Here is a 23,522-nt window from a genome sequence, read left to right as displayed (position 1 = left end):
TTGTTAAGTGTATTTTCCTATGTTTTTTATACTAATAGTATTTTCTTCATCAATACCTAGGTTTAAACTGATGGATTTACCGTGACATACTGACAAAAATGTTTCTATTACTCTAATCAATTGTATGTAGTAAACCTTTTTTTTGTAGTCTCTATCAGAGACAAAATAGATACCTACACACCAAGTACCATCAGGCACAAATGGTGAATATATCTTACTATGGACAAATTGATTGCAAATTTTCTCAAGGGATAATTGCCACTCATCTCCCTTCATCAGATTATATGCCTTAGACCATCTTTCCAAAAAATTTATTTCAAATTCTTCTTTTTCTATAGGGGAGTATTTAGTGATTTTTGTATTCCTAGATGCAATATTTGGATCAATTAAGTTACTTTCTATTAATTTTCTTATCGCATAGAATCCGAAGAATATACTCTTTTCAAATTGAAATTCGAGGTTATTATTCCACTCTTGTTTACGATATAAATTTTCCAGGAAGACACACGAGTTTTGTATCTCTTCTAGCCAGTATATTTTTGTGTAACTTTCAATCATTACTATGAGCCTCCCTTTTACACTTAACAGTTTTATTCATGCGCATGCGCGTTTACACCCCAAAGCCCAAGCTCCGGAATAACTATTAACCTTTTAATATTCATTAATTTATTGAGGCTATTCAAAGAATACGGCTCCCTGTAAACACGCATGCGCATTATCTTCCCTGTTAATAACGGTAGTATCTTGATTATGGATGCTTTTATCGTTATGTCCAGATACAAAATTCACTGTATAAACTGTCTTGTTTTAAAGAAGGTTATCCGCAGGGGGGCGAGGCTTGTTAATTACGCCCTTTCAAACGGAAACGGGATAACTTGATCAATCCTATCCGTGCCCAGCGCCAGCATGACTAACCGGTCCACGCCTAATGCAACACCTGCACAATCCGGTAAGCCTTGTATTAATGCGTCTACCAGCCGTGTTTCTAGCGGGCGTTGCGGGAGGTTTAAGCTAGCACGTGTCGCTTGGTCTGCTGCTAAACGGCGTTGCTGTTCGGCTGGGTCGGTCAGTTCGTGGTAGCCGTTGGCAAGTTCCATGCCGCCAATGAACAGCTCAAAGCGAGCCGCAACGGGGATGCCGTTGGCGTCTGGACGTACGCGGGCGAGTGCCGATTGTGAGGCGGGGTACTCGGTCACGAAGATGGGTTCATTGATTAAGGTTGGTTCGATAAAATGCGACATAATGAGGTTGAGCCAGCCATCACGGTCGTCGGTGGCGATATCAACATCGATATGCGCGCGGGCGTAGTCTGCAAGGGTTTGGTTGTCGTCGTTATGGATATCTAGGCCGGTTTTTTCAGCAAAGATGCGTGTGTAAGTGCATCGACGAATAGGCAGGATGCCCAGTATAGAGGTGACTAAGGCTTCCACATCATCCATCAACTGTGTGTCGTCCATGCCTAAACGATACCATTCCAGCATGGTGAATTCGGGGTTATGGATGCGCCCTACTTCGCCGTTACGAAAGACTTTACCCATTTGATAGATATCACCACTGCCCGCGGCGAGCAGCCGTTTCATGGCATATTCTGGTGACGTTTGTAAATAACACTGGGTTGCCTCAGCTTCGGGAAAAGGACGGTATGCGACTTCTAACGAGTCAATAAAAGGGTCACTCACAGCGGCCTGCGACATCACAGCGGCATCCACTTCCCAGACCTGCTGATTAGCAAAGTAACGGCGGATTTGCGCGAGAATGTCGGCGCGTTTTTGTAGATGTGCGATAGGAGCCGTTGGTTGCCAGTGTGAATTCATAACTTGCTCGTCAGTTAACGTGTAAAGCCTTGGGAGAGGATGTTGTTTTTGCCACAAAAAACGGCAGCCGTAGCTGCCGTATCCTTTACGGTTAGCGGCTTATGCGCGGCTAACGTATTCACCAGAGCGTGTATCGATTTTAAGCACTTGGCCTATTTCGATAAACAATGGTACACGTACCACAGCGCCAGTGCTTAACGTTGCAGGCTTAGTTCCGCCTTGCGCCGTATCACCTTTTAGGCCTGGGTCTGTTTCGGTTACTTCTAACTCAACAAAGTTAGGCGGTGTTACGGCAATCGGGTTGTCGTTCCACAGGGTAACTTGGCAGGTGTCGTTCTCTTTTAGCCATTTAATAGCATCGCCCACAGCGGCGGTGTCTGCGGCGTGCTGCTCAAACGATACTGGGTCCATGAAGTAATACATGTCACCGTCGAAGTACGAGTAATCCATATCGCGGTCCATGATATCCGCGCCTTCTAAGGATTCGTTCGCTTTGAATGTACGCTCCCACACGCGCCCTGTTAATAGGTTACGCAATTTAGCGCGGGTGAACGCTTGCCCTTTACCAGGCTTTACGAAGTCCAGATCTTGAATAGCGCATGGATCGCCATCTAGCATAACTTTAAGGCCATTCTTGAGCTGGTTTGGTGAGTAAGTTGCCATATTCGTCTCAGTGTTGTTTTAGCTATGTTTACGCAAAAATGTTTAGTGTGAGTAGTGTGCAGTATAAACAAGTTAATGCAAATTGACTGTTATTCTACTTAAAAGGAGAATGCGAGCAAAATTGATTTGCATCGGACTTCCATGATTTCACTCCACAACCTCGCCGAATTTGATTGGCAAACACATTTAAAGCAGGCGGTCACCCGTTTAGACACCCTACTAGAGGCCGTTGAATTAACGGCCAACGATGTGGATATCAGCGAAGAGGCCGCCCGTAGCTTTGCACTTAAAGTACCGCTTACGTATCTAGCGCGTATAAAAAAAGGCGACCCAAACGATCCTTTACTGCTGCAAGTACTACCCCAAAAAGCGGAGATGGAATCCTTTCCTGGGTATTCGCACGACCCGTTAGCCGAGATGGTCAGCAACCCTGCTCCGGGGCTTATCCACAAATACCAAGGCCGCGTTCTCTTTATTGTGAGCGGCGCGTGTGCCATTAACTGCCGTTATTGTTTTAGACGGCATTTCCCTTATGAGGATCAACAACTTAGCGGTGATCAGTGGCAGCAAGTACTTACTTATTTACGCAATGATCCTTCTATTAGCGAGGTTATCTTCTCGGGCGGTGACCCGCTGGCTACCAGCGATAATCGCTTAGACCGGATGATCAGCGATCTAGAAGCGATCCCTCATTTGGAGCGTTTACGGATACATACACGCTTACCTGTGGTGATCCCGCAACGTGTGACCGATCAGTTAGCACAACGGCTGGCACAGTCGCGTTTTAAAACGGTTTGTGTTTTACACATCAACCATCCTAACGAAATTGATGATGCCGTAGGTCAAGCTACTTTAAAATTACGTGATGCTCGTGTTACCGTGCTCAACCAAGCCGTCTTGCTGAAAAATATTAACGATAACGCAGCGATTCTTCATCAATTAAGCTTACGCTTATTTGACTACGCTATACTGCCTTACTATCTATTCTTGTTAGATAAGGTAGAGGGCGCTGCGCACTTCGATATTGATAATGAGGCGGCGGCCAGTTTGGTTCGGCAATTACAAGCGACACTCCCCGGCTATTTGGTTCCACGTTTAGCCAGAGAGGTGCCTGGAAAACCGTCTAAAACATGGATTGCTTTTTAGTTAAAATGGTTGCCGTACTTTTTCGGCAATAGCGCTATCTTGGTGCAACAAAAACACGACACTAGCTGTATGATCAGCTCAGTGAATTTACAGAAAAAGGAACCAGACTCAGCACCTTAGGTCTACGGGTGGGTTTCTAACAATCAAACAACAGGGCATGTTATGCGCGCACTTTTTAATTGGACAGGTTTAGTCATCGCTATTGGTTTACTTTCGGCATGTAGCCAGGAGAAAGTTGTTATCACTCCTCCACCCGAGCCTGTTCCTCCACCGATTGTCATTACTCCGTTAATTACTCTAGAAAATGCCCTACCCGTTGCCAAAGGCGGCCGTGGTCCTGTAGGCACTAACATTGACTTTGTTAACTCTTCCGACGGGATTTACCAGTTTATTCTCTTCCGTACCACGGCTTATGATTCGGCGGGCAATATTATTCGTGCGCGTAAAAGCCGTGATCACAGCGCTTACTTGCGCGTTGCTGGCCCAATCATGCCAGGCCAGCGCAGCTTAGGTAACGCATGGAAAAACACGTGGGCAAAGCATAATGTGCAATGTGTTGATATCGATTCGGTAGAGATCGTGTTTTCTGATGGCAGCGTTGAAGTAGCATCGGGCCAAACACTTGCCAAGCTGAACAGCACCTGCGGATTTGATACAGCTTCGGCTAGCACGCAGTAACGGCCGGTATTACCAAAAAATGGGCCTAAGGTCGCACCTTACGCCCATTTTTTACTGGTTGTTTGCCGGGTAAGTGGGGCAGCGCTATGGTTTGGAAGGTGGCGGCATAATAGGAAACGCACTTACATTGCCTTTTATGTCAGTTATTTTGGCCACGCCTTCTTTTTTGACTTCATCGATGCGTACAATCGCTTGCATAGGGATATAGCTACGGTTAACCCCCTCAAATTGCTGCTTGAGCTTATCCTCACTCGGATCAACAAGCACGTCTGAACGGCTTCCAAAAATAAAGTCTTCTATTTCAATAAACCCCCACATATCACTCTGATACACATTTTTAACAAAGATTTCGTATACCTTGTCTTGATTTAAGAAGACGACACGATAGATATGATCTTGTTTAGCAACCGCCATAATGACCCCACACAGTTAAAATTCGCCAACAGCACGTAATAACAAGGGCGCTGTGGAATGAGTGGCTCGTAATAAGTGAACACCGCACACTTTATGGGGTCAAATGCCGATATTACAAGCGCATTAAGCGCTACTCATAGAGGCCTATTTCACGTATAATATCTGGTCTTTTTTTAATCGATTCACACAATCCAACCTAGGTGCGAAATGGCGAAGAAGCTATTTATTAAAACTCATGGCTGTCAAATGAACGAGTATGATTCCTCCCGTATGGCGGACTTACTAGGTGAAAGCCATGCATTGGAATTAACCGACAACCCGGATGATGCCGATGTTCTGCTGCTAAACACCTGTTCAATAAGGGAAAAAGCACAGGAGAAAGTTTTCCACCAGCTAGGCCGCTGGAAAAAGCTTAAAGCGAAACGTCCCGATTTATTAATTGGTGTTGGTGGGTGTGTCGCCAGCCAAGAAGGCGATAAAATTTTAGGACGTGCACCGTATGTGGATATGATCTTTGGTCCGCAAACCTTGCACCGTTTGCCAGAGATGATCGACCTCACACATGAGGGCAAAAGCGGCATTGTTGACGTAACCTTCCCTGAAATCGAGAAATTTGACGCCCTACCGGCTCCAAAGGTAGAAGGTGCGGAAGCATTTGTTTCGGTTATGGAAGGCTGCAGCAAGTACTGCACGTTCTGCGTTGTACCTTATACTCGTGGTGAAGAAGTTAGCCGCCCCATGAACGATGTAATCGCCGAGTGCATCGAACTTGCAGAGCAAGGTGTGCGTGAAGTTAACCTTTTGGGCCAAAACGTTAACGCCTACCGTGGCGAACTAGATGACGGCGATTATGCTGATCTAGCCGAGCTTATCCGTAACGTTGCGGCAATTGAGGGTATTGACCGTATCCGCTTTACGACATCGCACCCCGTTGAATTTACGGATAGCTTAATCGAAGCCTATGCGGATGTCCCTGAACTAGTGAGTCATTTACACTTACCGGTGCAATCGGGCTCAGACCGTATTCTGATGGCCATGAAGCGCGGCCATACGGTATTAGAGTACAAATCTAAAATCCGTCGTCTGTTAAAAGTGCGCCCTGATCTGAGTATGTCCTCTGACTTTATCATTGGCTTCCCGGGTGAGACAGACGCCGACTTTGAAGCGACGATGAACCTGATCCAAGAGATCAACTTTGATACCTCTTTCAGCTTCATTTACAGCCGCCGTCCGGGGACACCGGCTTCTGACTTACCGGACACGGTCACAGAAGAAACCAAAAAACAGCGCCTAGAAATTCTGCAAAGCCGTATTATCCAGCAAGCCATGCAAATCAGCCGTCGTATGGTCGATTCTACCCAACGCATTTTGGTGAATGGATACTCGAAGAAGGACCCAGGCATGCTTTCAGGTCGTACTGAAAACAACCGTGTGGTTAACTTCCGCTGCAGCAATCCTGATCTTATCGGCCACTTTGCCGACGTGAAGATTGTCGAAGCCTATGCCAATTCCTTGATCGGAGAGCTCATTAGCTCCGAACTTGATACGATTCAGTAAACCGGAGCTAGACAAGCCCTATATGACCAACACATCCAATCAGGACGTTAAATTTCTATTAACGCCTTATGACGCTGACGCACTGGCTAGCCTGTGCGGTCAGCTCAACGCGCACCTTAAGTTGATTGAATCTCGACTTAAGGTCAGCATTCATAACCGCAGCAACGAATTTCAAGTAACCGGTCCAACCGAGTTAGTCGAACCCGTTGCCACACTGTTAAAACAACTGTATTCCGACGCGTTAAATGGCCATGCGCTAACACCCGAGTCTGTGCATTTGCATTTACAGCAATCTGGTATCGAGCAACGCGTGGCAGCGCAAACTGATAACACGAGCGGTGTGGAAGTCGATGTTGTAATACGCACCCGCAAAGTACAGATCAAACCGCGCGGGCCCAATCAACAAGGTTATATCCGCTCGGTGTGGGCACATGATATCAATTTTGGTATTGGCCCTGCCGGTACAGGTAAAACTTACCTTGCTGTAGCCTGCGCCGTTGAGGCATTAGAGCGAGAAGAGATTGATCGTATACTGCTTGTGCGGCCTGCCGTAGAAGCGGGCGAAAAGCTGGGTTTTTTACCTGGTGATTTATCACAGAAGGTCGATCCTTATTTACGTCCGCTTTACGATGCTTTGTATGAAATGCTGGGTGTCGAAAAGGTTGCCAAGTTAATCGAACGAAACATTATTGAGATTGCGCCATTAGCCTACATGCGCGGCCGTACTCTTAATAACTCGTTTGTTATCCTAGATGAGAGCCAAAACACCACGCGTGAACAGATGAAAATGTTCCTCACGCGTATCGGCTTTGGCTCAACCGCCGTTATCACTGGCGATGTGACTCAAGTCGATTTGCCTAAGGGTACCTATTCTGGCCTCAAGCACGCTATTGAGGTACTCGACGGCGTTAAAGGTATTGGTTTTACGCATTTCTCATCTAAAGACGTAGTGCGTCATCCGTTGGTTCAGCATATTGTTGAAGCCTACGACCGATTTGATAAAAAGCACAATAACGAGAACCATCTATGAGCCTCTACGTTGATATTCAACGCGAAGCCGACGCCAGCGACATCCCTAATGATGCTGAGTTTAGCCAATGGGTAACCTTGGCACTGAAAGGCCGCCGCGGTCGTGGTGAAATTTGCATACGCATTGTTGAGCCCGATGAGAGCCAAACACTTAACAATAGCTACCGCGGCAAAGACGCTCCGACTAACGTTTTGTCTTTCCCGTTTGAAGCACCACCGGGTGTTCCTAACGATATTATTGGCGATTTGGCCATTTGTGCTGATATTGTTCGCCAAGAAGCTCAAGAGCAAAAAAAGCCACTATTGCACCATTGGGCGCACATGGTTATCCATGGCTGCTTGCATCTTATCGGATTCGACCATATAAATGACTCCGAAGCACAAGAAATGGAAGCGTTAGAAACAGAGCTACTCGCTACCTTAAATATTCCTGACCCTTATCTTCAAGGAGAATGAGGATCCGCTATGAGTGAAGATCGATCGGCACAACCCCGAAGTTGGTTCGGGCGCCTTACCCAAGCTTTTTCTGATGAACCTAAAACACGTCAAGACGTGTTGGAATTGCTGCGCGAAGCAACCGAGGAAAACGTCCTTGATTACGAAGCGTTAAACATCATAGAAGGCGCCATGCAGGTGTCCGAAATGCAAGTTCGGGATATCATGATCCCGCGCTCACAGATGGCTGTAGTTAATGCAGAGCAAACGCCCAAAGAGTTTCTTCCACTGATCATTTCTAGCGCCCACTCGCGCTTCCCCGTGATTGGCGAATCTCCTGACGAAGTTATAGGGGTGTTACTGGCAAAAGATCTGCTCCCGCTTATTATCGAAGACAACCAAGAAGAATTCGATATTTATAGCAAGCTTCGCAAAGCAACGTTTATCCCTGAAAGCAAACGCTTAAATACATTGCTCAAGGAGTTTCGTGCTACTCGTAATCACATGGCTATTGTCATTGATGAATACGGTAGTATTGCTGGTCTGGTTACCATTGAAGATGTTCTTGAACAAATCGTCGGTGAGATAGAAGATGAGCACGACGTCAACGACAGCGAAGGTAATATTCGCCCCTTTGATGAAAACGCTTACATCGTAAAAGCTCTAACCGAAATTGAAGACTTTAACGAGTATTTTGATGCTTCCATTCCCGATGACGAGTTCGATACCATTGGCGGCATAGTCACTCGACGCTTTGGGCACTTACCGCGCAAAGACGAAGAAGTCACGATTGATGGATTTGTGTTCAAAGTTTTATCATCGGACACGCGCCGGATTCGTTTATTACAGGTTAAACGTAAATAACCAGACACTAACTGTTGGGATTTACTTTATTTAGCAACCTAAACTGTAGGATATCGTCATGCCTTTTTACGGGCGCGCCTTATTGGCATTGTTTGCTGGCGGGTTAACACCGCTGGCCTTTGCTCCTTTTCACTGGTGGCCGCTCATTCTCGTCACACCAGCTCTCTTTTTTTTACTACTAAAAGACCAAACCATTAAACAATCTACATGGCTTGGCTGGCTATTTGGCTTGGGCTTGTTTGGTACGGGTGTGTCTTGGGTGTATGTCAGCATTCATACCTTTGGCGGCACCCCAATGGTGTTTGCCGTGCTCATGACCGCCGCATTTGCGGCTGGGCTGGCGCTATTTTTTGCATTACAAACTTACTTGTATGCGCGCTGGTTTTCCCGCCCGGGCTTTACCGTCGCCGGGTTTATAGGTACTTGGATACTATTCGAATGGCTACGCAGCTGGGTGTTCACGGGCTTCCCATGGCTGTATCTAGGTTATGCCCTATTAGACACTCCCTTTGACGCTACAGCGCCTATCGGTGGTGTTTGGCTAGTGAGCCTAATATCCGTCACGCTCAGCACCTGCTTTTGTGCATTATTAACCACTCGCGAGATCGCACAGCGCATTTTATGTGCAATAACAATTTCGGTACTGTGCCTGACACCATTGCTAGAACGAGATTGGACCTCTCCCGTCGGCAAGCCTTTTGATGTCGATGTGGTGCAGGCAAACATACCGCAAAATCAAAAATGGGATCCGAGCTACCTTCCGGATTTTTTAATGCGCTATGTTAATCTCACTCATGAACAAACCCGAGCGCCGGTAGTTGTTTGGCCTGAAACGGCTATACCAGCCCTGTTTAGTGAAGCATCACCTTATGTCTACATGCTGATATCCGAGATGGAAAAAGACGGGCGCACGCTAATCAGCGGTATTCCGTCACTTGTACTGGATGCCGAAAGCCCGGATGGGTACCGCATGTATAATAGTTTGGCCGTGTTAACCGGCGATGGTGATCTCTACCATAAACAGCGCTTAGTGCCCTTTGGTGAATATGTGCCGTTTCAAGATGTCATGCGAAAAATTGGCGGGTTCTTTGATTTGCCGATGTCGAGCTTCAGCTTACCTGCTCCCGAACAAGCCCCACTAAACACCGATTCCATGGCTATCGCCGCTGCTATCTGTTACGAGATTGCCTACCCCGAACTGGTGCGCGTCATGGCAATGAAAAGCGATTGGCTCGTAACGGTCTCGAATGACACCTGGTTTAGCCACACCATCGCGCCTGCTCAGCATTTACAAATAGCTCAGATGCGAGCACTGGAAAACGGCCGCTGGCTGGTGCGTAGCACTAATAATGGTTTAACGGCCATTATTGATGATAAAGGGAAAGTCAGCATGCAAATCCCTCCGTATCAAGAAGCCGTATTACATGGATCTATCCAAAAACGAACAGGTATTACCCCTTATCAACGCTGGGGCGTAGCTCCTGTACTTGTCATCAGCTTTGTTTTGCTGATGATTGCTTATGGGTGGCGCAAAAACAGGGCACAGTAAGGGCGCCCTGTTTGCGTGGAAATTTGGCACTAATGCCTTCGTTAGTGCGCTATGTTCTGTGGTTGTGCATTAGCAAAGGCCACCACATTTTCAAAAGCAATATTGAAGTAAAGCTCGTAACTGTTTTTCTCGACATAGCCAAGGTGTGGCGAACATAGTGCATTAGGCAGAGATAACAGAGGTTCATTCTGTAGCGTTGCGGGCTCTATATCATATACATCGATGGCTGCTCGCTTAGTCGGCTTGCGGATTAACTCCTGCAATAATGCGCCTGGCTCAACCAATTCTGCACGGCTGGTATTAACGAACAAAGAGTCTGCTTTCATTCGTGCTAAATCCGCCGCGGTCACACACCCTTTGGTGGCCTCATTAAGGCGTAAGTGTAGACTCAACACATCAGCATCGGCAAAAAACGCTGCCTTACTGTTAGCCACTTGCCAGCCATCAGCTTCGGCCTTTATACGCGACGGCTCTCGCCCCCACACCAATACATTCATATCAAATGCCTGTGCAAAACGAGCTATACGCTGGCCTATTTTACCGTATCCCCAAATACCCAAAGTTAAGCCGCTCAAGGTTCGTCCTAAGCCCAGAGCAGAACCTTCCCCACCCGATTGCTGCCAATGCCCTTGTGACAACTGATCACAATAAGCCGGGATATGTCGTGATGCAGCCATTATTAGCCCCCAGCATAACTCAGCAGGCGCCACTGGTGAGCCAACGCCTTCGGCAACGGCTACGCCATATCGTTGGCATAAGGCTACATCGATATGGTTGCTGACTTTGCCTGTTTGGCTAATCAATTTTAGGGCGGGAAGCTTGGATAAAAGCGCTTCACTAATGACAGTTCGCTCGCGAATCAAAACCAAGGCTTCGACACCGGCTAACTTCTGCGCCAACGCATCAATATCCGTATAGGTTTCATTTAGCACCATTACTTCGTGACCTTGCAGCACAGAAAAACAATCGAGGTTGACTACCGCATTTTGGTAATCATCTAGCACAGCTATTTTCATAAAGGTTCTGCTCCTGTTATGTGCGTCCGCTTAATCGACATTAAATACAAATCAAACGATCAGCATTAGCGGGAGAAACTTTTGTTATTATTTCAGCGTTGATTCCATCATTAGCAGCGACTCGCTGGCTAGCCTGTTCCGGAGTCAAGCCAAGACTCACATGACGACCTATATATAACACGACGGTTTGACTCATCCAGCGAAATATTAATAAACCAGCTTTCATCAAACACGTGCGTTTTAAGATTGCACCACGGTGACTCATCCAACAATAAAAAACTGCCTTCAACAATGATGACACGGTGCTGGCGAGAGAGGTGAATATCATTCTCGACAGGATCACCAACGCCATGGTCAAAACTCGGGAAACAACCTTCCCCTTTCTGGCGTGCCGTTACTAAGTCAGCCACTAGCTTGTCGGCATTGAACGTAAAAGACGCTCCCCGCCTTACATGCATATGAGTGGGATTATCCATAGTATCGAGTTCATGGCGATAATAGTGATAGCCGTCTTGGGGAATCACCAACAGTTGCTCACCGATTTGTGCTTTTAACTCCTGTGCGATCGTACTTTTACCGCTGCCGGGCGCTCCGGCTAAACCAATCCACAGTTGTTGGTTATGCGCCAAGCTCGCCATACGATGACGAAGAATGTTGGCTAATTCAGTATATGTATCCATTTTTTATGCTCTATTGTGCTGCTCATGATATATAAGCATGCAAAGCATACGCTCTCCAGCCAAAAACAAAGATATTTCACCTGAGTAAACCTAGGTTAATTCCTTGTCGCCGCGCCGACATTACTATGGCGTCATCAATCACACAGACTAGGACGCCATCATGTCTCTTCCACTGAGTTTACTGTCATATCTTACCGACCTTGGACTGGAGATCCCAGATAGGCTAACGCTTGCGTTTACAACACGATTACAACAACGACATGTGGAACGCTATACCTTCAATAGTTTAGCGGCATTACTGCGGGAAGATATTTCTCTTGATATAGATGATATTAGCCAAAAGCTGGTGACTCGCGGTTACGGAGGCTATTGCTTTGAGCATAACAAACTCACATTTGAGTTATTGAAAGCGTTGGGCGGCGATGTAAAGCTGATGCTAGCTAGGGTGCTCAACAACCAAGATATCAATGCCCCACGCACACACCGAGTGAGTCTCTTAACGCTGGATAATCATAGCTATCTCATCGATACAGGTTTTGGCTCTAACGGCCCTATTGCGCCTCTCTTACTTAAAACAGATATAGAGCAAAAGGCTGGCATTGATACCTATCGATTGATTCAAAAAGCCCCTCAAGAATACGATTTACAAATTCGGCAAGCCGATGGCTATTTTACATTGTACCGCTTCGATTTAGCCGAGTACTCCGATGCTGACTGTACGTTAGGGCACTTTTATTCGCACAAACATCCGCAAGCCGCTTTTGTAAACAATCTAGTAGTCAGCATTAAAACCGCTGAACAGACTACCCTACTTAAAAATCAGAATTTTACGATTAAAAATGCCAGTGGGGAGCACACTCAAGCCGTTACAACCGCTGCACACTTGGCCGACCTATTCGCCAGTGTATTTTCTATCAGTCTAGCTCCCGAAATCAGTGCGCATCTGTTTGAACGCGTTATCGCACCCCGTTTAAGTGAGCACTCGCTATGAATCAGCTGATGTACTTACTACTGTGGGCGTGGCTAATGGCGTCTTCTTTTATCATCTCAGGGAATATGTCAGCCTATGCAAGTCCTTTGGCGACGTCGTGCTTTCGCTTTTTGTTAGCTCTATTGTGCATCGTCCCCTGTCTTATTATCAGCTGGCGTCGCACTGGGCTTCACTCGCCAACCGAGTTCAAACGCCTATTCAGTAAACGGTCGCGCCTACTCCACTATGTGTTCATCAGCGGTACGTTGGTTGGTTTTTTTATTGGACTTTTCCTGGCGTTAGAATCAACCACACCGTTAAACACTTCAGTGTTATATACACTGGTTCCACTGATGGGCGTAGTCATCGCGCGCGTTTGGCTTGGAGAGCTTGCCTCTGGAGTCCGAATTTTTGGGTTTATAGTAGGCTCGTTAGGAGCCGTGATTGTACTGCTCTCTAATCACAGCACGCAAACAACAGGCTCAAACAGCTTTGTTTGGCACTCAGGAGATTCGATTTACATCGGCGCTTGTTTCTTACTCGCGATGCATGTGGTTTCAGTGCAAAAATGGGGACGAACACTGCCTGCATTATCTGGCGCGTTTATGATTATGCTATTTGGCACATTATGGCTGCTGCCAATTACGCTAATATGGGGGAACATAGACGAGGTTTCATGGCACCTAAGCGGTTTTTGGAGCAACATACTTTATCTAACCATCTTTACGACGCTACTCACGTTTGTGCTACAGCAACGCTTAGTAGTTTTAGCAGGCGCCACTCGATTACTGGCTATGTCTTATACCATACCTGTCTGGGTTGCTTGCTACACTAGCCTGAGCCAGTCATCATTCTCATCGCTTCTGAGCACGCATTTTATCAGCGGCCTTCTATGTATTGTTATTGCTTTATTATTGATTGACGGAACATATTTTACATTGGCAAACCGAAAACGGCGCCTGATTAACACCAAGGAAATCCCCCATGGATCGCACTCAACTACAAGATAGCTTTAGGGCCTACTTTTTGGACATGGGTTACCAAATAGAGTGGGAACGTTTTTCGCTAACCCTCGATATCCATGTTATCCACAAGGGAGATTATCTTTTTCAACAAGGTGATCATGCCAATAAACTTTACTTTTTACACAAGGGGTTGATGAGGTATGTGAGCGTTTCAGATACCGGCAAAGAGTTCACTCAGACCTTTGCTAAAAGCCCTCGCATCATCGGTTCTACACGATCTATGGTCACTCAAGCACCGGTGCTGTTTGGTATTCAAGCCCTAGAAGACAGTGTTGTAATCTCCTATCCATGGCCAACATTCTTCGAACAGCTGCAGCACGATAAAAGCTTTTTATCTTTTTACATCCACTTTTTGGAAAATATTTTTATTACCAAAGAAGAGCGAGAAAGCGCTTTTGTGAAAGAAACGGCAGAGCAGCGTTACCTTAACTTTTGTGCTGATTATCCCGAACTAAAAGAGCGCATCCCGCTGCAACAGATTGCATCCTATATAGGAATAACACCCGTTGCTCTGAGCCGGATTCGCGCTAAACTTTCATTGAGTTGAAAAGAGTAATCGTTTGGCTTTACATTATTTTGGTTTGTACTGTCGGGAACAATACGCTCGGCTTACCTTGGCAGAGCGTAACGCCAGGTGTTTTGTTTTGCGGCCAGCGACTCGGCTACGCCACAACTTAAAACTACTGGGCATGAGCTGACGACGCATCATCTTAATTACTTCAGACTCGCAAAGCCCATATAAGGTATCGATAGCTTCGAAAGGCGTTCGATCTTCCCAAGCCATTTCTATAATCCGCGATTCATCTACGTTATCCACGCTAACCCCTGCTCAAAACATTCACTATTGATATAGTGAGCTTACGTTTCGAGCTGGGGTTTAGATGATCTCTCAACTAACTAATATCGTACCCTTAGGCCTTATCCAGTGCTTGGCTGACATCCGCGATGATATCGTCAATGTGCTCGATACCAACCGATATTCTTACTAAATCAGGACTCACCCCTGCTGCCGCTAACTCTTCGTCGTTCAACTGTCGATGAGTGGTTGACGCAGGATGACAAGCCAACGATTTAGCATCTCCAATATTAACCAAACGTAAGATCATCTCTAACGCGTCAATAAAGCGTGTTCCTGCTTCTATCCCGCCAGTAATACCAAAACTTAAAATCCCTGACGCTTTACCGCCCGTGATTTTTTGACAATTAGCTTGATAGGGGCTGTCGGGTAAAGCGGCATAATTTACCCACTCTACTTTTTCATGGTTTTGAAGGAATTGCGCCAACTTCTCGGCGTTTTCACAATGGCGTTCCATCCGCAAGCCAAGTGTTTCTAAACCTTGCAAAATAAGAAAAGCATTCATCGGTGAAATAGCGGCGCCCGTATTTCTAAGCGGCACTACACGACAACGACCGATATAAGCGGCAGGACCAAGGGCTTCGACGTAAACCACATCATGGTAAGACGGATCCGGCTCATTTAGCATTGGGAAACGCTCTTTATTAGCGGCCCAATCAAACTTTCCAGAATCAACGATCGCACCACCGATAGAAGTACCATGCCCACCAATATACTTAGTGAGTGAGTGCACCACGATGTCGGCCCCTAACTCAAACGGACGGCACAGGTACGGTGTCGCTACCGTATTATCGACAATGACAGGAATGCCATGTCGATGAGCTATCTCAGACAACTTAGCAATATCCACCACATTACCAGCAGGGTTACCTATCGATTCACAAAATATCGCTTTGGTGTTCTTATCGATCGCTTTCTCAAAGGCGTCAAAGTCCTCAGCAGACACCATACGAACGGTAATGCCCTGTTTAGGAAAGGTGTGTGCAAATAGATTATAAGTACCGCCGTACAATTGGCTTGTACTCACAATATTATCACCCGCCTCACAGATACACTGAATAGCGTAAGTAATAGCAGACATGCCAGAGGCAACAGCCAACGCGCCTATCCCTCCCTCCATTTCGGCAACACGTTGCTCTAGCACCGAAGAGGTTGGATTCATTATGCGTGTATAGATATTACCCGCCACCTTAAGATCAAACAGATCAGCACCGTGTTGGGTGTTATCAAAGGTATACGAAGTGGTCTGATAAATAGGAACCGCAGCTGCTTTGGTTGTGTCTTCCGATTTATAAGCATGATGGAGAGCGATTGATTCTAGCTTCATGGTATGACTCTTCAAATTTTATATTTTTATCATTGAATACTCTCTTTTTTGAAAGAGAGTAGCGAGTATCTTGCAGTAATGCGGCTCAGCTTATCACGATTATCCAAACGACATCATTTAGAACAACAGGTTTACACGACTACCAAGATAACAGGTAATCAATAAACCTACATTTAGCCACTCGCTAAAATATGACAACGATAAATACTATGATATGAAGTCCAATGTAAGCATTAAGCGAGGCTGTTTGTCAGCTACTGCAGGGGAGCGATGGACTAACCCGGCATTCTCATTACCGACCCACAACTCCCCTTTCAATAAAGCCACATCTCCCTGATTAAGCTGCTGAATATCTCGACTACTTCGATAAAGGCCAGATTCGGCATCCACTTTACCCAAATTACCCGCCCCTAGTTTTGAGCGATCAACATCTTTGTCGGCGAGCCATTCAGTCGCAACTCCCTGATAAGTCGTAATAAGACGGCACGGGACTTTATCAACATGAAACCGGGGACACATGGCCTGGTTAAGCACACTAAAGCGGAGCCCCGCACGCTTTAACTCAAATAGGCAACAAAACATATCCACTAAGAGCGCAACATCTTCACTGATGATATCCGCCCCGTCAAAACGCCCAAGCGCCTCTATGACAGCTTCATAGGTGCTATCAGGCGTCACGGTCATGACAGATTTAAAATAAGTATTTGTTGTCAAAAAACGAGCTACGCTTTCTTGCAGTGCATCATTAAGCTTACGCTGCCATATAACAATATTGGTATCTTCTTGATAGAAATCTATAAACGAAGCCGGATGCTCGCCTATAACTGACCGACGAGCGTTGGGAGGTTTAGGTACATTTAAATGAGTTGGAACAGCGGCATTCATGCTTGCTCTCCCCACGCAGGAAACGGATCATTCAGAGCCTTCCAGTAGCGCTTTCCTTTTAACACCTCCTCTTCTGATAAAAGGCAGTCATTCAACGCGCGTGTCATTGCCTCTTTATCCAGCTGCTGACCTATAAACACTAGCTCTTGTCTCATATCGCCAAACGGCTCAACCCATTTATTCTCTATAGACTCAATAAACTCATGATCTTCAGGCCAACGATCTTTTGGAATGGCTTTCCAGAACATGCCTGCAAAACCATATCGAGCGATACCACCCGCTTGACTCCACTGTCCAGCAAATTCAGGGCGAGTTGCTAACCAAAAATACCCCTTTGAACGGATTAACTTACCGAAACGCTCCGTGTTATGGAGCAACTGATAAAACTTTTCTGGATGAAACGGCAAGCGCGCCTGATAACTAAAACTACTAATCCCATACTCTTGCGTTTCAGGGACATGTTCTCCGCGCATTTCCTTAAGCCAACCCGGAGCTTGTTGTGCACGTTCAAAATCAAAAAGACGCGTATCAAGAATCTGGGCAATATCCACTTGCCCTTGCTCAATCGGTAAAATCCGGGCGCTCGTATTGAGTGTTTTAAGGATGGCAGTTAGCCGCTCAAGCTCTGAGGCATCTATCAGATCGGTTTTACTAATTAGAATTACATCAGCAAACTCGACTTGATCGACTAGCAAGTCAGCAACGCTTCGCTCATCCTCTTCGCCCAATGACTCGCCTGAGTCTTGCAGGTATTGAGCTGCTTCATAGTCTTTTAAGAAGTTAACCGCATCAACAACAGTGACCATGGTATCAAGCACCGCCACATCCGATAATGACTTACCATCCTCATCGGCAAACGTGAATGTTTCAGCCACAGGTAGAGGCTCTGATATCCCCGTCGATTCAATAACCAGATAGTCAAACCGGCCGTCCCTAGCCAACTTAGTAACCTCTAAGAGCAGATCTTCACGTAATGTGCAGCAAATACACCCATTACTCATTTCTACTAATTTTTCTTCACTGCGGTTCAGAGAAACCTCATTCTGAACGATCGAAGCGTCGATATTAACTTCACTCATATCATTTACGATAACAGCCACTTTTTTTCCACTGCGGTTATTTAAAATGTGGCTTAAAACCGTTGTTTTACCAGCGCCGAGAAAGCCCGACAGCACAGTAACCGGCAGTCGCTGTTCAAACATACATTGCATCCTTAGAAAATAGATATCTAATACATGTTATAACATAACATTATTACTTTAAACCAGACTCAAACAAGAAGAGTGTTATCAACACAACTTCGATTACGCCAATGCGTATATGAAATACGAATAAAAAACGATTCCTGCAGCTAAGCACCACCACAGCAACAGCAGAAACATTATCGATAATATGAGTATTGGGTAAGAATATGTTTACCTTCTCAGTAAAGGCGTGCCTTACTGAGAAGGTAGGCTGTCTAACACGAGTGGTTAAACGTGAAGTACTTCTTCGATTTCGTATTCAACGATCCCGCCAGGTGTTTGAATTCCCGCTATATCGCCTTCAGATTTACCAATAAGACCGCGCGCAATTGGTGAGTTTACCGACAGCTTGCCAATCTTAATATTTGCTTCATCATCTCCAACAATCTGGTATTTAACCGTTTCATCAGTATCACAGTTAACAATAACAACTGTAGTACCAAAAATAACTTTACCCGTATGTGGAATAGCAAGCACATCAATAACTTGAGCGTTTGATAACTTGCTTTCTAGCTCCTGAATACGGCCTTCGACAAAGCCCTGCTCTTCACGAGCAGCATGGTACTCAGCGTTCTCTTTCAGGTCACCGTGCTCACGCGCATCCGCAATAGCTTGGATAATACGTGGGCGATCAGATGTTTTTAACTGATCAAGTTCTTTTCGCAGCGCTAATTCGCCACTCACCGTCATGGGTACACGACTCATGAACTACTCCTTTAATGCAGATCCTGTAGTCGACGAACTTCTTTCTCTTCGCCGTACTCTAATGCCTTCACAATCGCTTCAGCGCCTGCCAATGTCGTTGTATAAGGAACCTTATGCTGTAAAGCACTGCGACGGATTTCAGATGAATCAGCTATCGCTTTACGGCCTTCCGTTGTATTGACTACGTAAACAACCTCGTGGTTCTTTATCATATCAATAATATTAGGACGACCTTCGGCGACTTTGTTCACAACACTGACATCAATGCCATGTTCTTTGAAGAAAGCAGCAGTACCACCGGTTGCAACCAGCGAAAAGCCCAATTCAATAAGCGACTTAGCAATAGGCACTGCACCGTCTTTATCGACATTACGTACTGAGATGAACGCCTTACCAGGCTTAGGCATTTTTTCACCCGCACCTATTGTCGCTTTCATAAAGGCTTCACCGAAACTTTCACCCGTGCCCATTACTTCACCAGTAGATTTCATTTCTGGAGAAAGAATAGGGTCAACGCCTTGGAACTTGTTAAACGGGAAAACAGCTTCTTTTACATGGAAATACGAAGGAATAATCTCTTCTGTAAAACCTATCTCAGCTAGCTTTTTACCTGTCATAACTAAAGCGGCAACTTTCGCTAACGAAACACCAATACATTTAGATACAAAAGGAACCGTACGTGACGCACGCGGGTTTACTTCGATAACGTAGATTTCGCCGTCTTGGTAAGCCAACTGGCAGTTCATTAAGCCAACAACGCCTAACTCAATCGCCATTTTTTTGACTTGCTCACGCATCTGGTCTTGCACGTCTTTTGACAGACTGTACGGCGGGAATGAGCAAGCCGAATCACCTGAGTGCACACCTGCCTGTTCAATGTGCTGCATGATCGCGCCAATAACAACCGTTTCACCGTCAGATACTGCATCAATATCAATTTCAACAGCTGCATTCAAGAAGCGATCTAATAAGACTGGCGCTTCATTCGACACCTGAACGGCTTCGTTCATGTAGCGGCGAAGCTCTTCTTCCTTGTACACGATTTCCATCGCACGCCCACCCAATACATAAGAAGGGCGAACAACCAAAGGATAGCCAATTTTCTTGGCTTCGATGATAGCCTGCTCCAAAGAACGAACAGTAGAGTTCTCTGGCTGCTTAAGCCCCAAACGCATGAGCATCTGCTGGAACTGTTCACGGTCCTCTGCACGATCAATCGCTTCTGGAGATGTACCAATGATCGGCACACCAGCCTGTTCAAGCGCAACAGCAAGCTTGAGCGGTGTTTGACCACCAAACTGAACGATTACACCGACAGGTTTTTCTAAATGAACAATTTCTAACACATCTTCTAACGTGATCGATTCAAAATACAAACGATCAGACGTATCGTAATCAGTAGAGACGGTCTCTGGGTTACAGTTAACCATAATGGTTTCGTAACCGGCTTCACGAGCGGCTAATGCAGCATGCACACAGCAGTAGTCAAACTCGATTCCTTGACCGATGCGGTTTGGCCCGCCACCAATAACCATGATTTTTTCACGGTCCGAAGGGTTAGCTTCACACTCTTCTTCATAGCTAGAGTACATATAAGCTGTATCTGTAGCGAATTCAGCTGCACAGGTATCGACACGCTTATAGACAGGGCGAATGTTCAACGCATGACGATGCTTGCGGAACTGTTTCTCACTAACACCCAATAGAGTAGACAAGCGAGCATCAGAGAAGCCTTTACGCTTTAAGCGATAAACAGCATCAGCATCAAGCTCATGTAGCCCCATCTTACTGACGCGTTCTTCGTCCTTGATCAAATCTTCTATTTGCACCAAGAACCACGGATCAATGCCAGAGTATTCATATAACTCTTCAACCGTCATTCCCATACGGAAACCGTCAGCAAGATACCAAATACGCTCTGCGCCTGGTTGCTTCATTTCACGAATAATATCGGAGCGTGCATCTTCACTTTCTAGATCAACAATTGGATCTAATCCAGTCGCGCCAACTTCTAAGCCACGTAGTGCTTTTTGCAAAGACTCTTGTTGCGTACGACCAATAGCCATGACTTCACCTACAGACTTCATCTGCGTTGTGAGGCGATCATTAGCTTGCGGGAATTTCTCGAAAGTAAAGCGAGGAATCTTGGTTACTACGTAATCGATAGACGGCTCAAACGAAGCGGGTGTAGCTCCACCTGTAATATCGTTTTGTAACTCATCTAATGTGTAACCAATCGCTAACTTAGCAGCTACTTTAGCGATAGGGAAACCTGTCGCTTTAGAAGCCAAGGCTGATGAGCGTGAAACACGAGGGTTCATCTCAATTACAACCATACGGCCGTCTTCAGGGTTTACACCAAACTGAACGTTCGAACCACCAGTTTCTACGCCTATTTCACGCAAAACAGCAAGCGATGCATCTCGCATGATCTGGTATTCTTTATCTGTAAGCGTTTGAGCCGGAGCAACTGTAATTGAGTCCCCAGTGTGCACGCCCATAGCGTCAAAGTTTTCAATCGCGCAGATAATGATACAGTTATCGTTCTTGTCTCGAACGACTTCCATTTCGTACTCTTTCCATCCAATTAACGATTCATCTATTAACAACTCGTTAGTTGGCGACAGATCAAGTCCACGCTCACAAATTTCTTTAAACTCTTCAACGTTATAAGCAATACCACCACCTGATCCACCCATTGTGAATGAAGGGCGAATGATGCATGGGAAGCCCAATTGCGCTTGTACTTGAAGCGCCTCTTCCATGCTATGTGCGATGGCAGAACGAGGACACTCAAGACCGATATTTTTCATCGCCTTATCAAAACGATCTCGGTCTTCTGCTTTATCGATGGTATCCGCATTCGCACCAACCATCTCAACACCAAACTTTTCTAAAACACCTTCGCGTTCAAGATCTAACGCACAGTTAAGCGCTGTCTGACCACCCATTGTAGGTAGTAAAACATCTGGACGCTCTTTTTCAATAATTTTGGCAACTGTCTTCCAGTTAATCGGCTCAATGTATGTTGAGTCCGCCATCGATGGATCTGTCATGATGGTTGCAGGATTAGAGTTTACCAAAATAACTCGGTAACCTTCTTCACGCAGCGCTTTACACGCTTGTGCACCTGAATAATCAAACTCGCAGGCTTGTCCAATAATAATTGGGCCTGCACCAAGGATCAAAATACTGTTAATGTCCGTGCGTTTTGGCATTGTATAAACCGGTCAAATCAAATTACTTGGCTAAGCCGCAAAAGTTGCTACTTAGGCGTATTTACGTTTTCTCATTTCTGCAATAAAGCGATCAAACAGAGGAGCCACATCGCGTGGTCCTGGGCTCGCTTCTGGGTGCCCCTGGAAACTAAATGCAGAGCAGTCCGTACGCTCAATACCTTGCAAAGAGCTATCAAAAAGAGACTTATGAGTTGTACGCAATGTTTCAGGCATTGTGGACTCATCAACAGCAAAGCCGTGGTTTTGGCTGGTGATCATCACCTTTTTAGTAGACACGTCTTGTACGGGGTGGTTGGCACCATGATGACCAAACTTCATCTTAACGGTTTTTGCTCCTGAAGCTAACGCGAGGAGTTGATGCCCTAAACAAATACCAAAAACAGGGATCTCAGCGGCACAAACTTCTCGAATCGCTTTGATAGCGTAATCACAAGGCTCTGGATCACCGGGGCCGTTTGATAAGAAAACGCCATCGGGAGACATAGCGAGGACATCACTAGCAGGTGTTTGCGCCGGAACGACCGTCAATTTACAGCCACGCTCTACAAGCATGCGCAGGATATTGCTTTTTACACCGTAATCATAAGCAACAACATGGAATGGTAGGTCCTGATCAGACTTATCCACATGACCTACACCTAACTGCCATGTAGATGAACGCCATTCATAAGATTCTTTAGTGGATACTTCTTTTGCTAAGTCCATTCCCTTAAGACCAGGGAATGCTTTAGCTGCCGCTAGCGCTGATTCTTCATCAACGTTGCCAGCCATGATACAGCCATTCAAAGAACCTTTTTCACGTAAAATGCGGGTTAATCGACGTGTATCAATATCTGCGATTCCAACAATATTGTTGTCTTTTAGATATTGATCTAGGGTCTTCTCTTTCCTAAAGTTGCTAGCAACTAAAGGTAGATCACGAATAACTAGGCCGGAAACCCACGTCTGAGAGGACTCAGTATCTTCATCATTGGTTCCCACATTACCAATATGAGGGTATGTCAACGTAACAATTTGGCGACAGTATGATGGATCCGTGAGAATTTCCTGATAACCGGTCATGGAAGTATTAAAGACAACTTCCCCGCTAGACTGACCGTCTGCGCCAATAGCAATACCCTTGAATACACTACCATCTTCAAGAGCCAGAATGGCTGGTCTCGTCAATTGAACCTCCCCCGCGTGCGCTGCGACTATACAGAAAACTATGTGACACCTGTAAAAAAGCGAGGTCATCCCTCGCCTATTACGGAATTAAATGTGGTTAGCATTTGAGCAGCTAAACCGGCGGTATTTTAGACTAAGCAGCCGTAGCTGTCCATGAAACGCTTACATCGCCGCCTCATGAGATAAACTTTGTTCAGAAAATACAGGCTTAGCAGCAAACGCTGCCCTTACCCATAACGAAAAAACCCCTGACTGCAGC

General features: G+C 45.8%; 23 protein-coding genes. 10 read left to right on the top strand and 13 right to left on the bottom strand.

Annotated features, from left to right (window positions below; genetic code table 11):
• Positions 1-3 precede the first annotated feature (3 nt).
• The 3 genes from OW491_RS00115 to efp form a co-directional block, all read right to left on the bottom strand.
• Positions 4-558, bottom strand: a complete 555-nt coding sequence (locus tag OW491_RS00115; protein ID WP_290034303.1) for a hypothetical protein — start codon at positions 556-558, stop codon at positions 4-6.
• A 287-nt stretch (positions 559-845) separates the two neighbouring features.
• On the bottom strand, positions 846-1,814 hold the full coding sequence (epmA, locus tag OW491_RS00110) for an EF-P lysine aminoacylase EpmA (RefSeq protein WP_290034302.1): 969 nt from the start codon (positions 1,812-1,814) through the stop codon (positions 846-848).
• 99 nt (positions 1,815-1,913) lie between these two features.
• Positions 1,914-2,477, bottom strand: coding sequence for an elongation factor P (efp, locus tag OW491_RS00105; RefSeq protein ID WP_075173619.1), 564 nt, complete (start codon positions 2,475-2,477; stop codon positions 1,914-1,916).
• Between the two features lie 141 nt (positions 2,478-2,618).
• Between efp and epmB the strand changes: the two genes are divergently transcribed.
• Entirely contained in the window at positions 2,619-3,623 is a 1,005-nt protein-coding gene (gene epmB / locus OW491_RS00100; RefSeq protein ID WP_290034301.1) for an EF-P beta-lysylation protein EpmB, read from the top strand.
• Positions 3,624-3,785: 162 nt separating this feature from the next.
• A complete protein-coding gene (locus tag OW491_RS00095) occupies positions 3,786-4,301 on the top strand; it encodes a hypothetical protein (protein WP_075173617.1) in 516 nt (171 codons plus the stop codon).
• Positions 4,302-4,385: 84 nt separating this feature from the next.
• Here the strand turns inward: OW491_RS00095 and OW491_RS00090 are convergent, their stop codons facing one another.
• Positions 4,386-4,715: a DUF1820 family protein gene (locus OW491_RS00090; RefSeq protein ID WP_075173616.1), complete on the bottom strand. Its 330-nt coding sequence runs from the start codon at positions 4,713-4,715 to the stop codon at positions 4,386-4,388.
• A 207-nt stretch (positions 4,716-4,922) separates the two neighbouring features.
• Between OW491_RS00090 and miaB the strand changes: the two genes are divergently transcribed.
• From miaB to lnt, 5 genes are read left to right on the top strand one after another with little or no spacing between them, the layout of a single operon-like run.
• On the top strand, positions 4,923-6,272 hold the full coding sequence (gene miaB, locus OW491_RS00085) for a tRNA (N6-isopentenyl adenosine(37)-C2)-methylthiotransferase MiaB (protein WP_075173615.1): 1,350 nt from the start codon (positions 4,923-4,925) through the stop codon (positions 6,270-6,272).
• A gap of 22 nt (positions 6,273-6,294) precedes the next feature.
• Entirely contained in the window at positions 6,295-7,302 is a 1,008-nt protein-coding gene (locus tag OW491_RS00080) for a PhoH family protein (protein ID WP_075173614.1), read from the top strand.
• Positions 7,299-7,757, top strand: coding sequence for an rRNA maturation RNase YbeY (gene ybeY / locus OW491_RS00075; protein WP_075173613.1), 459 nt, complete (start codon positions 7,299-7,301; stop codon positions 7,755-7,757). The genes OW491_RS00080 and ybeY overlap by 4 nt, the downstream gene beginning before the upstream one ends.
• A 9-nt stretch (positions 7,758-7,766) precedes the next feature.
• Positions 7,767-8,600: a transporter associated domain-containing protein gene (locus OW491_RS00070; protein WP_075173612.1), complete on the top strand. Its 834-nt coding sequence runs from the start codon at positions 7,767-7,769 to the stop codon at positions 8,598-8,600.
• A 58-nt stretch (positions 8,601-8,658) separates the two neighbouring features.
• The gene (gene lnt / locus OW491_RS00065) at positions 8,659-10,149 is read left to right on the top strand and encodes an apolipoprotein N-acyltransferase (RefSeq protein WP_290034300.1); all 1,491 of its coding nucleotides are present in this window, start codon (positions 8,659-8,661) and stop codon (positions 10,147-10,149) included.
• A 41-nt stretch (positions 10,150-10,190) separates the two neighbouring features.
• Here the strand turns inward: lnt and OW491_RS00060 are convergent, their stop codons facing one another.
• Positions 10,191-11,165, bottom strand: a complete 975-nt coding sequence (locus OW491_RS00060; protein ID WP_290034299.1) for a D-2-hydroxyacid dehydrogenase family protein — start codon at positions 11,163-11,165, stop codon at positions 10,191-10,193.
• Positions 11,166-11,293: 128 nt separating this feature from the next.
• Positions 11,294-11,845 carry a uridine kinase gene (locus OW491_RS00055; RefSeq protein ID WP_290034298.1) on the bottom strand — a complete coding sequence of 184 codons (552 nt, stop codon included), beginning with the start codon at positions 11,843-11,845 and terminating at the stop codon, positions 11,294-11,296.
• Positions 11,846-12,005: 160 nt separating this feature from the next.
• On the opposite strand from OW491_RS00055, the gene OW491_RS00050 reads away from it, so the two are divergent.
• The 3 genes from OW491_RS00050 to OW491_RS00040 are packed head-to-tail and all read left to right on the top strand — an operon-like array spanning position 12,006 to position 14,387.
• Entirely contained in the window at positions 12,006-12,836 is an 831-nt protein-coding gene (locus OW491_RS00050) for an arylamine N-acetyltransferase (protein WP_290034297.1), read from the top strand.
• Positions 12,833-13,825 carry a DMT family transporter gene (locus tag OW491_RS00045; RefSeq protein ID WP_075179721.1) on the top strand — a complete coding sequence of 331 codons (993 nt, stop codon included), beginning with the start codon at positions 12,833-12,835 and terminating at the stop codon, positions 13,823-13,825. Before OW491_RS00050 ends, OW491_RS00045 begins: the two co-directional genes overlap by 4 nt.
• A complete protein-coding gene (locus tag OW491_RS00040) occupies positions 13,800-14,387 on the top strand; it encodes a Crp/Fnr family transcriptional regulator (protein ID WP_290034296.1) in 588 nt (195 codons plus the stop codon). Before OW491_RS00045 ends, OW491_RS00040 begins: the two co-directional genes overlap by 26 nt.
• A gap of 24 nt (positions 14,388-14,411) precedes the next feature.
• On the opposite strand, the gene OW491_RS00035 is transcribed toward OW491_RS00040, so the two are convergent.
• From OW491_RS00035 to carA, 7 genes are all read right to left on the bottom strand, one after another.
• Positions 14,412-14,657, bottom strand: a complete 246-nt coding sequence (locus OW491_RS00035) for a TIGR03643 family protein (protein WP_290034295.1) — start codon at positions 14,655-14,657, stop codon at positions 14,412-14,414.
• Positions 14,658-14,751: 94 nt separating this feature from the next.
• The gene (locus OW491_RS00030; protein ID WP_290034294.1) at positions 14,752-16,023 is read right to left on the bottom strand and encodes an aminotransferase class I/II-fold pyridoxal phosphate-dependent enzyme; all 1,272 of its coding nucleotides are present in this window, start codon (positions 16,021-16,023) and stop codon (positions 14,752-14,754) included.
• Between the two features lie 207 nt (positions 16,024-16,230).
• The gene (locus tag OW491_RS00025) at positions 16,231-16,908 is read right to left on the bottom strand and encodes a DUF1826 domain-containing protein (protein WP_290034293.1); all 678 of its coding nucleotides are present in this window, start codon (positions 16,906-16,908) and stop codon (positions 16,231-16,233) included.
• Positions 16,905-18,110 carry a zinc metallochaperone GTPase ZigA gene (zigA, locus tag OW491_RS00020; protein WP_290034292.1) on the bottom strand — a complete coding sequence of 402 codons (1,206 nt, stop codon included), beginning with the start codon at positions 18,108-18,110 and terminating at the stop codon, positions 16,905-16,907. The genes OW491_RS00025 and zigA overlap by 4 nt, the downstream gene beginning before the upstream one ends.
• A gap of 270 nt (positions 18,111-18,380) precedes the next feature.
• Entirely contained in the window at positions 18,381-18,857 is a 477-nt protein-coding gene (gene greA, locus OW491_RS00015; protein ID WP_075173602.1) for a transcription elongation factor GreA, read from the bottom strand.
• A gap of 11 nt (positions 18,858-18,868) precedes the next feature.
• Positions 18,869-22,075 carry a carbamoyl-phosphate synthase large subunit gene (carB, locus tag OW491_RS00010; RefSeq protein WP_290034291.1) on the bottom strand — a complete coding sequence of 1,069 codons (3,207 nt, stop codon included), beginning with the start codon at positions 22,073-22,075 and terminating at the stop codon, positions 18,869-18,871.
• A 51-nt stretch (positions 22,076-22,126) separates the two neighbouring features.
• Positions 22,127-23,263, bottom strand: a complete 1,137-nt coding sequence (carA, locus tag OW491_RS00005; protein ID WP_075179717.1) for a glutamine-hydrolyzing carbamoyl-phosphate synthase small subunit — start codon at positions 23,261-23,263, stop codon at positions 22,127-22,129.
• Positions 23,264-23,522 lie beyond the last annotated feature (259 nt).

Origin of the sequence: Neptunomonas sp. CHC150, assembly GCF_030397555.1 — a bacterium.
In the GTDB taxonomy this organism is placed as follows: domain Bacteria; phylum Pseudomonadota; class Gammaproteobacteria; order Pseudomonadales; family Balneatricaceae; genus Neptunomonas; species Neptunomonas phycophila.
Note: the sequence above shows the minus strand (reverse complement) of the source record. Positions and strands in the feature narration are given on the sequence as shown.